Origin of the sequence: Rhodococcus parequi, from assembly GCF_046042785.1 — a bacterium.
GTDB classification, from domain to species: Bacteria; Actinomycetota; Actinomycetes; order Mycobacteriales; family Mycobacteriaceae; genus Prescottella; species Prescottella parequi.
This window is the reverse complement of record NZ_JBDLNV010000008.1, coordinates 125,960-138,275: the sequence shown is the minus strand read 5'-3', so window position 1 is coordinate 138,275 and position 12,316 is coordinate 125,960. Positions and strand designations below refer to the sequence as shown.

General features: G+C 68.5%; 13 protein-coding genes. 6 read left to right on the top strand and 7 right to left on the bottom strand.

Annotated features, from left to right (window positions below):
* Positions 1-153 precede the first annotated feature (153 nt).
* Positions 154-1,041 (top strand): endonuclease domain-containing protein, encoded by an 888-nt coding sequence (locus ABEU20_RS21530; RefSeq protein WP_420166413.1) that lies wholly within the window; start codon positions 154-156, stop codon positions 1,039-1,041.
* 118 nt (positions 1,042-1,159) lie between these two features.
* On the opposite strand, the gene pssA is transcribed toward ABEU20_RS21530, so the two are convergent.
* The 3 genes from pssA to ABEU20_RS21515 form a co-directional block, all read right to left on the bottom strand.
* Positions 1,160-1,948 (bottom strand): CDP-diacylglycerol--serine O-phosphatidyltransferase, encoded by a 789-nt coding sequence (gene pssA, locus ABEU20_RS21525; RefSeq protein WP_420166412.1) that lies wholly within the window; start codon positions 1,946-1,948, stop codon positions 1,160-1,162.
* 47 nt (positions 1,949-1,995) lie between these two features.
* Positions 1,996-2,709 (bottom strand): phosphatidylserine decarboxylase, encoded by a 714-nt coding sequence (locus ABEU20_RS21520; RefSeq protein ID WP_420166411.1) that lies wholly within the window; start codon positions 2,707-2,709, stop codon positions 1,996-1,998.
* 94 nt (positions 2,710-2,803) lie between these two features.
* Entirely contained in the window at positions 2,804-3,271 is a 468-nt protein-coding gene (locus tag ABEU20_RS21515) for an SRPBCC family protein (RefSeq protein ID WP_420166410.1), read from the bottom strand.
* Between the two features lie 144 nt (positions 3,272-3,415).
* Here ABEU20_RS21515 and ABEU20_RS21510 point away from each other — a divergent pair, with 144 nt between their 5' ends.
* From ABEU20_RS21510 to groL, 3 genes are all read left to right on the top strand, one after another.
* A complete protein-coding gene (locus ABEU20_RS21510; protein WP_420166409.1) occupies positions 3,416-4,195 on the top strand; it encodes an HAD-IIA family hydrolase in 780 nt (259 codons plus the stop codon).
* A 110-nt stretch (positions 4,196-4,305) separates the two neighbouring features.
* The gene (locus ABEU20_RS21505) at positions 4,306-4,830 is read left to right on the top strand and encodes a DUF6764 family protein (RefSeq protein ID WP_420166408.1); all 525 of its coding nucleotides are present in this window, start codon (positions 4,306-4,308) and stop codon (positions 4,828-4,830) included.
* 243 nt (positions 4,831-5,073) lie between these two features.
* Positions 5,074-6,699: a chaperonin GroEL gene (gene groL / locus ABEU20_RS21500; RefSeq protein WP_114718616.1), complete on the top strand. Its 1,626-nt coding sequence runs from the start codon at positions 5,074-5,076 to the stop codon at positions 6,697-6,699.
* Between the two features lie 85 nt (positions 6,700-6,784).
* On the opposite strand, the gene ABEU20_RS21495 is transcribed toward groL, so the two are convergent.
* Positions 6,785-6,985 (bottom strand): PspC domain-containing protein, encoded by a 201-nt coding sequence (locus ABEU20_RS21495; RefSeq protein WP_420166407.1) that lies wholly within the window; start codon positions 6,983-6,985, stop codon positions 6,785-6,787.
* 97 nt (positions 6,986-7,082) lie between these two features.
* On the opposite strand from ABEU20_RS21495, the gene ABEU20_RS21490 reads away from it, so the two are divergent.
* Both ABEU20_RS21490 and ABEU20_RS21485 read left to right on the top strand, forming a co-directional pair.
* Complete coding sequence (locus ABEU20_RS21490; protein WP_420166573.1) at positions 7,083-7,916, top strand: alpha/beta hydrolase family protein; 834 nt, start codon at positions 7,083-7,085, stop codon at positions 7,914-7,916.
* A 125-nt stretch (positions 7,917-8,041) separates the two neighbouring features.
* A complete protein-coding gene (locus tag ABEU20_RS21485) occupies positions 8,042-8,182 on the top strand; it encodes a hypothetical protein (RefSeq protein WP_420166406.1) in 141 nt (46 codons plus the stop codon).
* 68 nt (positions 8,183-8,250) lie between these two features.
* Here the strand turns inward: ABEU20_RS21485 and ABEU20_RS21480 are convergent, their stop codons facing one another.
* The 3 genes from ABEU20_RS21480 to ABEU20_RS21470 are packed head-to-tail and all read right to left on the bottom strand — an operon-like array spanning position 8,251 to position 12,267.
* Positions 8,251-9,252 carry an alpha/beta hydrolase gene (locus ABEU20_RS21480; RefSeq protein WP_420166405.1) on the bottom strand — a complete coding sequence of 334 codons (1,002 nt, stop codon included), beginning with the start codon at positions 9,250-9,252 and terminating at the stop codon, positions 8,251-8,253.
* On the bottom strand, positions 9,249-11,294 hold the full coding sequence (locus ABEU20_RS21475) for a prolyl oligopeptidase family serine peptidase (protein WP_420166404.1): 2,046 nt from the start codon (positions 11,292-11,294) through the stop codon (positions 9,249-9,251). The genes ABEU20_RS21480 and ABEU20_RS21475 overlap by 4 nt, the downstream gene beginning before the upstream one ends.
* The gene (locus ABEU20_RS21470) at positions 11,257-12,267 is read right to left on the bottom strand and encodes an Lrp/AsnC family transcriptional regulator (RefSeq protein WP_420166403.1); all 1,011 of its coding nucleotides are present in this window, start codon (positions 12,265-12,267) and stop codon (positions 11,257-11,259) included. Before ABEU20_RS21470 ends, ABEU20_RS21475 begins: the two co-directional genes overlap by 38 nt.
* Positions 12,268-12,316: the final 49 nt, after the last annotated feature.

Here is a 12,316-nt window from a genome sequence, read left to right as displayed (position 1 = left end):
TATCGCGGGGCCGGGGGCGGGATTTCTCGCGATAAGTGCGCACAACGCGAGGGGGAAACGGGCTGTGGAGAAGTGTGGAGGCTGTGGATAACTCGGGGTTCGGGCGGGTTTCGGAGAAGGAGTGGTGGGCGCGGTGGGGCACCGTGATCCGTCATGAGGAGGAAGAGACCCGAACTGCCCGAGGTGTTCGTCGGACGCGATGCCATTCGTGAGGGGGCACTCACATCGTCGGACCTTCGTGGGCCACGCGTGCGTCGACTGTTCCGCGGCGTCTACTGCCCGACCGGCGTGCGCGTCAGCCACGAACTGCGGTGCCGGGCGGCCGCGCTCACCGGCGAGGGGACGCTGGTGCTCACCGGTCGATCGGCGGCGGTGGTACGGGGCGTCGATCTGGCGTCGGCGTCGGATCCGGTGGACGTGATCGCGCTACCCGGATGTCGGGTCAACCGGCGTCCGGGATTGAATGTTCGACGGGTTGCCATCGACCCCGGCGACCACGAGCCGTGGGAACAGATCGCGATCGCCCGGCCCGAACGCATGACGTTCGACGTGCTCTCGACGGGGCCGCTGATCCGTGCCGTCGCCGACGTCGACCGGATCCTGCGGGCGAAGCTGACGACCGAGGCCCGCATGGCGTCGTATCTCGAGGGGCGTCACGATCACGGCATCGTGCGCGCGCGGGAGGCGTTGGCGATGGCCGATCCGCGGGCGGAATCGCCGCCGGAGTCCGAACTGCGTGTGCGCATGTACCTGGCGGACCTGCACCCGGAACCGCAACTGCACATCTACGCCGACGGGGAGTTCGTCGCGCGTGTCGACTTCGGGTTCGAGGAGGAGCGCCTGGTCGTCGAGTACGACGGGGAGTGGCACGGGCTGGGTTCGGCGCTGGCGCGGGACCGGATCCGGCAGAACAAGCTCCGGCAGGCCGGTTGGCAGATCCACTTCGTCACCAAGGAGATGATGGCGAACCCGAACGCCGTGATCGATCAGATCCACGGCGCCGTGCTGCGCGCCCGAAGTGCCAGGCCTCGACACCTCTGATCGCCTCCCGCGTCAAGTGCGCACAACGCGAAAACCCGGCCCCACCCCCTCGCGGTAAGTGCGCACAACGCGAGGGCGGGGCCGGGATTCCCGCGATAAGTGCGCAAAACGCGAGGGCTCAGCGCGGGCGGCGCAGGCCCAGGCGGGTGGCGGAGCGGCGGTTGCCGTTGGGGGAGCGGCGGATGGCACGACGCTCGGACGGCTTGAAGTCCCAGGTCTCGGGGCGGGCGGCGACCCACCGCTTCGAGCGGATCGCGAAGGGGATGTGCACGAGGTACACGCCGACGAGCACCATCAGCAGGATGTACGGGTACGTGACGAGCGCGGCGGCGGCGAGTGCGACGAGCACCAGCAGTGCGGCGGCCATGTGGCCGGGCACCGACACCGACTTCATCGCGAGGGTGGGGATGCGGCTGACGATGAGCGCCGCCGACAGCAGCGTCCACACGGTGACGACGCCGATCGACGACCACCAGCCGTCGCCCCACTGGATGTAGACGGCCAGTGGTGTGAGCGCGATGAGGGCGCCGGCCGGCGCGGGCACGCCGACGAAGAAGTCCTTCGTGTAGGCGGGCACCGTGTCGTCGTCGAGCAGCGTGTTGAACCGGGCCAGGCGCAGCACGATGCTGACGGCGAACAGCAGCGCGATGATCCAGCCGAAGTTGTTGCCGTCGAGCAGCGTCACGTACAGCACGAGCGCGGGCGCGACGCCGAACGAGATGGCGTCGGCCAGCGAATCGAGTTCCGCGCCGAGCTTGCTGGTGGCGTCGAGCATGCGGGCGATGCGGCCGTCGAGCGAATCGAGGACGGCCGCCGCGCCGATCATCGCAAGCGCGGTCCCCAGCTCACCGTCGAGTGCGAACTTCACCGCCGACAGCCCGCTGCACAGCGCGAGGATCGTGATCATGCTCGGCAGTAATCGGACGGCGTTCCGTCCGCTGGGGCGGCCCGGTCTCACGACAGCTGCGCGAGGACGGTCTCGGCGCCCACGGTGCGCTGGCCACGCTCGACGAGCAGCGTGGTGTCGGCGGGGAAGTACGTGTCGACGCGGGAGCCGAACCGGATAAGTCCGTACGTGTCGCCGATGGTGAGCTTGTCGCCCTCCTTGGCCTCGCACACGATGCGGCGGGCGAGCAGGCCGGCGATCTGCACGACGGCGACGTCGTGGCCGTCGGGCGTCTCGATCAGCATGCTGTTGCGCTCGTTGACCTCGCTGGCGTCGGCCAGGTCGGCGGACAGGAACTGGCCGGGCTGGTGCACGACCTTCTTCACCAGTCCGGCGACGGGGGTGCGCTGGACGTGCACGTCGAGCACCGACAGGAAGATGCTCACCCGCGGCAGCGGCTGATCGCCCATGCCGAGTTCGGCCGGGGGGACGGCGGTGTCGACGAGCGCCACCTCACCGTCGGCCGGCGCCACGACGACGCCGGGACGGTTCGGCGGAACGCGGTGCGGGTGCCGGAAGAACGTGGCGCACGCGGCCGCGGAGGCGAGCCCGGCGCGGCGCACCCACTTGCGGTTGCGTCCCACCGCGGCGACCGCGAGGGGTGTCAGCACGAACGGCAGACCCGCCGGATGCAGCGGCGGGACGGCCGCCTTGACGAGGCCGATGACGTGGCCGACGCCGGTGGGCTGGGGGGTACCAGGGGGTGTCGGTCGACGTGCCACGGGCTCCTCTTACCTGTTCGGATATGACGGCGGCGGGTGCCGCGCGTGCTGACCCAGGTTACGTGACCACCGAGAACCGGTGGGTCGCGATGTGCTACCGGGAGCCGACGGCGAGAGCCTCGGCCTCGTTCTTGATGCGCGCGAGGGTGGCGTTCATCCCGACGATCATGTCGGCTTCGAAGGATTCGGCGCCCCCGAGCACGGTCTTGATCAGGAACTGCGAGACCTGGCTGGTGCCGGTGGGCGCTTCGCGGCGTTCGACGACGCGGGTGCCGGTCTCGGTGGCCTCGAGCGTGTACGACCAGATGGTCCGGTTCTCGTTGACCCGGAACGCGATGGCCTTGTTGGGCTCGAAGCGGACGACCTTGGACGTCGTCGGCCACACGAGGAAGCCCTTGCGGTTGATGTTGAACGTCTTGGTGCCCTCGCGGACATCGCCGGACACGCGCATCTTCCGGCACTGCGGGCTCCACTCGCCCATCCGCTTGAGGTCGGACACGATCGTCCACACGTCCTGCGGGGTGGCGGCGATCTCGATGCTGGCTTCGAGGGTGTTCGTCACGGTCGGCTCTCCGGTTTCGGATTAGGTGGTACAGGAGGTCACGCGTACCAGGTGATCGTAGCGTCCGCTGTGCAGCAGGTCACTTTTCCGGCGGCTGACCGCGGTGGGCGGCACGGACCGGTCGCGCTGGTTACCCTCGGAATCATGACCGGGGTCGAGGGCGTGCTGTTCGACATCGACGGGGTGCTCGTCACCTCCTGGAAACCGGTGCCGGGCGCCGTGGAGGCGCTCGCGGAGGTGCGCCGACGCGGCGGCGTGCGCGCGTTCCTCACCAACACGACGTCCCGGACCTGCGACGAGATCGCGTCGACGCTGGGTGCGGCCGGCTTCGACGTCCGGCCCGAGGAGATCGTGACGGCCGCCCGGCTCACCACCGAGTATCTGAGGTCCACGTATCCCGGAGCGCGGGTGCTGCTGCTCAACCACGGTGACATCCGCGCGGACATGCCGGACGTCGAGTTCGACGACGTCGATCCACAGGTGGTCGTGATCGGCGGCGCGGGCCCGGAGTTCACCCACGAGGCGCTCAGCCGGGTACTGGACCTGATGGTGTCCGGGGTGCCGGTCGTCGCGATGCATCGCGCACTGATGTGGTCCGAGTCGGACGGGCTGCGGCTCGACACCGGCGCCTACCTGCCCGGGCTCGAGGACGCGTCGGGGTCGCGCATCGTGTCGGTGGGCAAACCGTCGCTCGCGGGGTTCCTCACCGCGGCCGAACTGATGGGGGCGGATCCGGCGTCGACGGTGATGGTGGGCGACGACTTCCGCAGCGACGTGCTGCCGGCGCAACGGGTCGGTATGGCCGGTGTGCTGGTGCGCACCGGAAAGTTCCGTCAGCCGGTCCTCGATCTGGCGGTGGATCGGCCCGACCACATCCTCGATTCGGTGGCGGATCTGCCGGGGCTGCTGGATCGGCTGGGGTGACGCGCCGAGCTTCTTCGGCCTGCTATCGAAATCCCGGGCATCCCGGGCTCCGGCGGGTACTGTTCCGGGCACGCTCAGCTCTCTGCTTTCCCGCTCGTGAAGGAGTCTGCATGTCGACCATTTCCCGCTTCGGTGCGATCTCGAACCTCGGTCGACGGATGACTCGGACGGCGGCCGCCGCTGTCGCGGGAATCGGTCTGGCAGCGGGTATTTCGCTGATCGGTGCGGGTTCCGCGTCGGCTGCTCCCGTCGTGTGCACCTCGCCGATGGCGCCCAACGACATCCAGGTCTCGGAGTTCGCGAGCTGCGGCGCGCAGGCCTTCGAGCAGGGCGTGGCCCGCTCCGCCGCGATGGACAGCGGCACCGCCGTCTCCGTCGCGCAGGACCTGGGCTCGTCCAACAGCCTCGCGACCGGTTTCGGCACCGCGCTGAGTGCGTCGCGTGGCAACGGTCAGTCGCTCGCGCTGGCGATCGGTGGCGGTATCGCGCACTCGTGGGCCGACGACGGTTACGCGACGTTCGCGATCGCCGGTTGGGGCTCGGGTGCGACGGCCGAGCAGAGCGGCGTCGACTGCATGGGTCCGTTGTCGTTCGCGTGGAATCTGAAGACCGGGCAGACCTGCCTCGGTCGGTAACGATCGGGCGCCCCATTCGTGACCGCGAAGGCCCCTCCCGGACGTTGCACTCACCCCCGGCGAGTGCTAAAAAGGCACTTGGCACTCGCGACACGTGAGTGCCAGGTCGGGACGGTGAGACCGGGTACCTAGACACCCCTGGTCGTCCGTCGCGGGCACCGAGCCTGGCCGGAAGCGTAAATGGGGCGATCCGACGAGCGATCGCCTCCGTGTGTCACCCCCAATCCGGAGGATCACTTCGCAATGGCCAAGATCATCGCGTTCGACGAAGAGGCACGTCGCGGCCTCGAGCGTGGCCTGAACAGCCTCGCTGACGCCGTCAAGGTGACGCTGGGACCCAAGGGTCGCAACGTCGTGCTGGAGAAGAAGTGGGGCGCCCCCACGATCACCAACGACGGTGTTTCCATCGCCAAGGAGATCGAGCTCGAGGACCCCTACGAGAAGATCGGCGCCGAGCTGGTCAAGGAGGTCGCCAAGAAGACCGACGACGTCGCTGGTGACGGCACCACGACGGCTACGGTCCTGGCTCAGGCGCTCGTCCGCGAGGGCCTGCGCAACGTCGCTGCCGGCGCCAACCCGCTGGGTCTGAAGCGCGGCATCGAGAAGGCCGTCGAGGCCGTCACCGCCAAGCTGCTCGACACCGCCAAGGAGGTCGAGACCAAGGAGCAGATCGCTGCCACCGCCGGTATCTCGGCGGGCGACTCCACGATCGGCGAGCTCATCGCCGAGGCGATGGACAAGGTCGGCAAGGAAGGCGTCATCACCGTCGAGGAGTCCAACTCCTTCGGCCTGCAGCTCGAGCTCACCGAGGGTATGCGCTTCGACAAGGGCTACATCTCGCTGTACTTCGCGACCGACGCCGAGCGTCAGGAAGCGGTCCTCGAGGATCCGTACATCCTGCTCGTCAGCTCCAAGATCTCGACGGTCAAGGACCTGCTGCCGCTGCTGGAGAAGGTCATCCAGGCCGGTAAGCCGCTGCTGATCATCGCCGAGGACGTCGAGGGCGAGGCCCTGTCGACCCTGGTCGTCAACAAGATCCGTGGCACCTTCAAGTCCGTCGCCGTCAAGGCTCCGGGCTTCGGTGACCGCCGCAAGGCGCAGCTCGCCGACATCGCCATCCTCACCGGTGGCGAGGTCGTCAGCGAAGAGGTCGGCCTGTCCCTCGAGACCGCCGGCATCGAGCTGCTGGGCCGCGCCCGCAAGGTCGTCGTCACCAAGGACGAGACCACCATCGTCGAGGGTGCCGGCGACGCCGACGCCATCGCCGGTCGCGTCAACCAGATCCGCGCCGAGATCGAGGCGTCGGATTCGGACTACGACCGCGAGAAGCTGCAGGAGCGCCTGGCCAAGCTGGCCGGTGGCGTTGCCGTCATCAAGGCCGGCGCTGCCACCGAGGTGGAGCTCAAGGAGCGCAAGCACCGCATCGAGGACGCCGTCCGCAACGCGAAGGCTGCCGTCGAGGAGGGCATCGTCGCCGGTGGTGGCGTGGCTCTGCTGCAGTCCGCTCCGGTCCTGGACGACCTGAAGCTCGAGGGCGACGAGGCCACCGGTGCCAACATCGTCAAGGTTGCCCTCGAGGCTCCGCTCAAGCAGATCGCGTTCAACGCCGGCCTCGAGCCCGGCGTCGTCGCGGAGAAGGTTCGCAACCTGCCCGCCGGCAGCGGCCTGAACGCCGCCACCGGTGAGTACGAGGACCTGCTCGCTGCGGGCATCAACGACCCGGTCAAGGTCACCCGCTCGGCGCTGCAGAACGCTGCGTCCATCGCGGCTCTGTTCCTGACCACCGAGGCTGTCGTCGCCGACAAGCCGGAGAAGGCCGCTGCTCCGATGGGCGACCCGACCGGTGGCATGGGCGGCATGGACTTCTGATCTGACGATCGGAACGCCTGAGCTCAGGTAGCACGAAGAAGCCCGGGACACCTTCACGGTGTCCCGGGCTTCTCGCATTTCTGCATCACTCGCTGGGCATGATCATCCAGGCCGCGAGGTAGATCAGCGCGACGGTACCGAACGAGAGGAACGCACCGAGGACGGCGGCCACGCGGACGAGGTTGGCGTCGATGCCGAAGTATTCGGCGATGCCGCCGCACACGCCGGAGAGCATGCGCTGGCTGCTGGAGCGGACGAACGGGCGGGGCGATTCGCTGGTGGTCATGGCATCGAGTCTGGTGCGCGGCGGGCCGCGTCACCATCGGGATTCCCCCCGATCTGCACCCTGATCTTTCGTCTCGGGGCATAGGCTCGAACTCGTGGTGGAGACCGTGCCGATCCAGATGCCCGACGGGACGACGACGCCGGTCCGGTTGTTCCCCGGACCCGAGGGTGCGCCCGTCGTCGTGATCGTCCCGGGGCTGGGAATCCCCGCCGCCTTCTACGACAGGTTCGCCAATTCGATTGTCGATCACGGCTTCTGTGCGGCCACGTGCGAACTGCGCGGGCAGGGGGACAGTCGGCCGCGGCCGAGCGCGTCGAGCACGTTCGGCTACCAGGAGTTGGTGTCGGTGGACCTGCCGGCGATGTTCGAGGCGGTCCGGGAGCGGTTCGACTCCAGTACACCGTTCCTGCTGGGGCACAGCATGGGTGGGCAACTCGGGGTGATGTACGCGTCCCGGATCCGCGGGAGGCTGGGCGGGCTGATCCTGGTTGCGTCCGGTTCGCCCTATTACCGAGGATTTCCCGGAACCCGTTCTCCGGGTGTGCTGCTGGGCTCGGCAGCCATGTCGATCACCGCGAGCGTCGCCGGCTTCTGGCCGGGGGACCGGCTGGACGTGGGCGGCTTCGGTCGGCAGTCGAGGGTGTTGATCTCGGACTGGTCGCGGTTCGCGCGCAGTGGGCGCATCGAACCGACGGGCGCGGACATCGATTACGAGGAGCGGATCGGACGCCTGAAACTCCCGGTGCTGTCCATTTCGATCGAGGGCGACGACTTGGCGCCGCGCAGCGCGTCCGCCAATCTTTTGGACAAATTGTCGGGTTCCGAGGTGACCGTGTGGCACCAGCCCGAACCGTTGGGGCACAACGGGTGGATCAGCACCCCCGATACCACCGTGGACCGCATCACCGAATGGATCCGTGACCACTGCTGACATCACCCTGGATTTTCATCCCGTGTTAATGCGTCAATCCGGTGCATTCCTGTATCCGCACCGTTATATTGACCGCAGCGCTTCGATCAGGGGCGTACCACCACACAGCAATTGCAGGAGTCCCCATGGGTTCGTCTGAGATCATCGCCATCCTCGATGCGGTCAAGTCCCTCGTGTCCGCGCTCAACAGCCTCAGCTCGGGCAGCACCGGCGGCGGCGCAGCCTCCGGCTCGCTGGACACCGGCTCGCTGAGCTCGCTGAGCTAGTCTCCACCCTGAGCTTCGAAAGGCAGCCCCGGCGCAATCGCGCCGGGGCTGCCTTCCTCTGTCGGGGTTCAGATGTCCAGGGAGGCCCCGAGTGTCGGCCACGACCTGGCCAGTTCGTCGCGCCAGTACGTCCACGCGTGCACACCCACGGGGTGGTAGACGATCGTGGCCGGGATGCCGAGTGCGCGTAGGCGGTCGTCGAGCCGGCGGGTGCAGAAGTTACTGCCGGCCTCCACCGGTCCGCCGCGCACCACGTGCGCAACCAGGTCGGGGTTGTCGAGGGTCTCGTGCGGTCCGGGCACACCGGTGCCGGTGGAGACGTACAGCGTGGTGCCGCGCAGCTTCTCGGCTCCCAGGAGGACGTCGTGCTCGGCCCACTTCGGGTCGTCGAACCGGCCCCACATGTTCTCGATGCCGCCGCGCTCGATGGTCACGGTCGACGCCATCTGCGCCTGGCCCAGGGTGGTGGCGGATTCGTAGCAGCCGCTGTAGGCGGCGACACCGCGATACAGGCCGGGCGAGCGCATCGCCAGCATCATCGCGGACTGCGCGCCCATCGACAGCCCGGCGATCGAACGGATGCCGTTGCCGCCGAACCGGTCGTCGATCAGCGGGGGCAGCTCCCGGGTCAGGAACGTCTCCCACTGGTTGGTGCCGAGGACGGGGTCGGGCCGGTCCCAGTCGGTGTAGTACCCGGCGCGCCCGCCGGTGGTCATGACGACGTTCACCGGCTTGTCCTCGAAGAACTGCACCGCACCGCCGTGCGTGGTCCACGTGCTCAGGCCGGGTTCGGCGGACCGGCCGTCGAGCAGGTACAGGCTCGGCCGCGGCACGGAGGTGTCGCGCGGCAGCAGCACCTGCACCTCCTGCTCCGACTGCATCGCGGGCGAGTCCACGAACACCCGCACCCAGCGGTCGGTGATGTTCTCGACCCGGGTGATGTGCGCGCCCGACGCCGGTTGCAGGGCAGCCGAGTTCGGGATGCCGCCCGCCCAGGCGGTCGGCGTGAGACCGAGCAGTACGGCGGCGGCGAGTACCGCGACCGCGCCGATGCGACGTCGGGAGCTCATCGGGCGAGCTTGTCCCACAGGAACGTGTAGGTGAGCGCCGACTTGAACGCGGCCTGCGCATTATCTGCAGCGCCGCCGTGCCCGCCCTCGATGTTCTCGTAGTAGTGGACGTCGTGGCCCTCCTCCTCGAGCCGCGCGGCCATCTTCCGGGCGTGCCCGGGGTGGACGCGGTCGTCGCGGGTGGACGTGGCGATGAGGATCGGCGGGTATACCGCTGTGGCGCTGGTGTTCTGGTACGGCGAGTATTCGGAGATGAACGCCCAGTCGTCGGCGTTGTCGGGGTCGCCGTACTCGGCCATCCACGACGCGCCCGCGAGCAGCAGGTGGTAGCGCTTCATGTCGAGCAGCGGCACCTGGCACACGATGGCGCCGAACAGCTCCGGGTACTTGGTGAGCATGACGCCCATCAGCAGGCCACCGTTGCTGCCGCCCTGCGCGCCGAGTTGCTGCGGCGTGGTGATGCCGCAGTCGACGAGATCGCGGGCCACCGCGGCGAAGTCCTCGTAGACCTTGTGCCGACCCTCGCGCACCGCCTGCGTGTGCCACTGCGGCCCGTACTCGCCGCCGCCGCGAATGTTCGCCACCACGTAGGTGCCGCCGCGCTGCAGCCACGCGGTGCCGTTGATGCCGCTGTAGCCGGGCGTCATCGAGTTCTCGAAACCGCCGTAGCCGTACAGCAGCGTCGGACCCGCGGGCGCGCCCTCGCGCCGCACCACGAAGTAGGGGATGCGGGTGCCGTCGTCGGACTCGGCGAAGTGCTGGGCGACGGCCAGTCCGGTGGTATCGAAGAACGCCGGTGCCGACTTGAGCGCCTCGAGCGGTCCGCCGACGGTGCCGGAGAACAGCGTCGCGGGGGTGAGGTATCCGCTGGAGTTGAGGAAGAAGTCGTCGCTCTCGCGCGGATCGGTGTCGATGATCTCCGTCGACGTCAGCTCCGGGAGGCCCTCCAGCGGTGTTGTCTCCCAGCCGTTCTCGCCCGGGGTGAGGACGTGGACGTGGGACTGGACGTCGGAGAGCGTCACCATCAGCAGGTGGTTGCGGGTCCACGAGTACTGCTCGAGCGACGTGTGCTCGTCGGGCTCGAACAGCACGGTGAGCTCGCGAGAGCCGGCGAGGAAGTCGTCGTACTTCGCGGCCAGCAGCGACCCGGCCGGGTAGGTGGCGTCGCCGACGGTCCACGGCGAGCGCGGGCGCACCAGTAGCCACTCCCGGTACGCGGAGACGCGGGCGTCCTCGGGGGTGTCGATGCGCACCAGTGAACCGTCGTCGAGCAGTTGGAAGCGCTGCGACGTGTAGAAGTCGACGGCCCGTTCGACGAAGCTGCGCTCGAACCCGGGGGTGCTGTCGTGCCACGCGGAGATCGCGACGTCGGTCTGCTCACCCTCGAACACCGTGACGGCGTCGGCCAGCGGTGTGCCGCGGCGCCACCGCTTCGCCAGACGCGGGTAGCCGGAGTCGGTGAGCGTGCCGTCGCCGAAATCGGTTCCGACGAAGACGCTCTCGGAGTCGATCCAGCCGATGTCGGTCTTGGCCTCCTCGATGCGGAAGCCGTCGGCGGCGTCCTTGAATGTCAATGACTCGAGATCGAATTCGCGCACCACGACGGCATCGGCGCCGCCGCGGGACAGGCTGATCAGCGCCAGGTGCTGTTCGGGCCGCAGCACCTGCGCACCCGACCACACCCAGTTCTCGCCCTCGCGGTCGGCGAGCTCGTCGACGTCGACGAGGATCTCCCACTCGGGGGTGTCGCGGCGGAACTGGTCCATCGTGGTCCGCCGCCACAGCCCACGCACGTGGTCGGCGTCGCGCCAGAAGTTGTAGAGGTACTCGCCGCGGCGGCGCGAGTACGGGATGCGCGCGTCGGTGTCGAGGATGGCGCGAACCTTCGACTCGAGCTGCTCGAACGCGGTGGTGCCGGCGAAGTCGGCCACGGTCTTGTCGTTGTGCTCGCGGACCCAGGCGAGCGCGTCGCCGCCGGTGACGTCCTCGAGCCAGAGGTGGGGATCATCGGACGGGCTGGAGGTGACCGGGTGCTTCGTCATAGGGACATTGTTGCCCGCCGCCGCTGCGTCGGGGCCACTGGTGCCGATCGAAGTCGGTGGCCAGCACGAAGTCGACGTTCACGACGGTGTGCAGTTGCTCGCCGAGCCGGTCGGCCGCGGTGCGGGCGGCGGCGATGTCCCGATACGTGCCGACGGCCACGGACGATCTGCGGCCGGACAGTGTGTAGCAGGTCCCTATCTCGGGGAAGCCGTGCAGCTTGCCGAACTTCGACGGTTCGACGGCCGTCGCGGCGTTCGACTTGATGGCGAAGACGGCGGTGACGGGCAACCCGAGTGCTCCGGAATCGACCAGCGTGGTGTAGCCGCGGATTACCCCGCGTTCCTGGAGCACTTGGAGGCGTTTGTGCACCGTGGACTTGGAGAGGTGCGTCTTCTTGGCCAGAGAATCGAGTGACGCGCGCCCGTCCACCATGAGGAGGTCGATCAGGGTCCGATCGGTGTCCCGCAGCGCCGGGGCAGCCGACGAATCGGGTGACCAGACGGCGTCGCCGAATCGGGTCTTCAGGACGAAGTCGATGTTCACCCGGGCACACAGATCGTCCCGGAGTCGGGCGGCCAGGGACTCCGCCGCCTCCGGACTCGTAAACCGGCCGACCGCAATGTTCGGCCGATCGCCAGACATGATGAAACTCGCAGTGATCTGCGGCAACCGGCGCAGCCTGTCGGCAATCGATCGCCCCGCGGGTGCCTGCGCCCGCGGTTTGATGCTGAACAGGGCGGTGGTGGGCTCTCCGAGGGCCCCGGAATCGACCACCACGGTGTAGCCGCGGATCACGCCGCGCTGTTCGAGCGCCGCGAGGCGCCGGCACACGGTGGTGCCCGAGACGCCGACCTGGGCTGCGAGGGTGGTGAAGGGGACACGGCCGTTCTGCACGAGGGCATCGATCAAGAAGCGATCCACGGCGTTCAGTGGCTCTCCGTGCGACGACGAGACACCCGATGTTCTCCCCATGGCGCATACGGTAGGCCGACTGGCTGCGTGTGTTCGGGTGTTTGATCAG

Coding starts and splice junctions, on each gene's coding strand:
- ABEU20_RS21530 (WP_420166413.1), top strand. CDS start 154: ATGAGGAGGAAGAGACCCGAACTGCCCGAGGTGTTCGTCGGACGCGAT.
- pssA (WP_420166412.1), bottom strand. CDS start 1,948: ATGATCACGATCCTCGCGCTGTGCAGCGGGCTGTCGGCGGTGAAGTTC.
- ABEU20_RS21510 (WP_420166409.1), top strand. CDS start 3,416: ATGACCGGGGTCGAGGGCGTGCTGTTCGACATCGACGGGGTGCTCGTC.
- ABEU20_RS21505 (WP_420166408.1), top strand. CDS start 4,306: ATGTCGACCATTTCCCGCTTCGGTGCGATCTCGAACCTCGGTCGACGG.
- groL (WP_114718616.1), top strand. CDS start 5,074: ATGGCCAAGATCATCGCGTTCGACGAAGAGGCACGTCGCGGCCTCGAG.
- ABEU20_RS21495 (WP_420166407.1), bottom strand. CDS start 6,985: ATGACCACCAGCGAATCGCCCCGCCCGTTCGTCCGCTCCAGCAGCCAG.
- ABEU20_RS21485 (WP_420166406.1), top strand. CDS start 8,042: ATGGGTTCGTCTGAGATCATCGCCATCCTCGATGCGGTCAAGTCCCTC.
- ABEU20_RS21480 (WP_420166405.1), bottom strand. CDS start 9,252: ATGAGCTCCCGACGTCGCATCGGCGCGGTCGCGGTACTCGCCGCCGCC.
- ABEU20_RS21475 (WP_420166404.1), bottom strand. CDS start 11,294: ATGACGAAGCACCCGGTCACCTCCAGCCCGTCCGATGATCCCCACCTC.
- ABEU20_RS21470 (WP_420166403.1), bottom strand. CDS start 12,267: ATGGGGAGAACATCGGGTGTCTCGTCGTCGCACGGAGAGCCACTGAAC.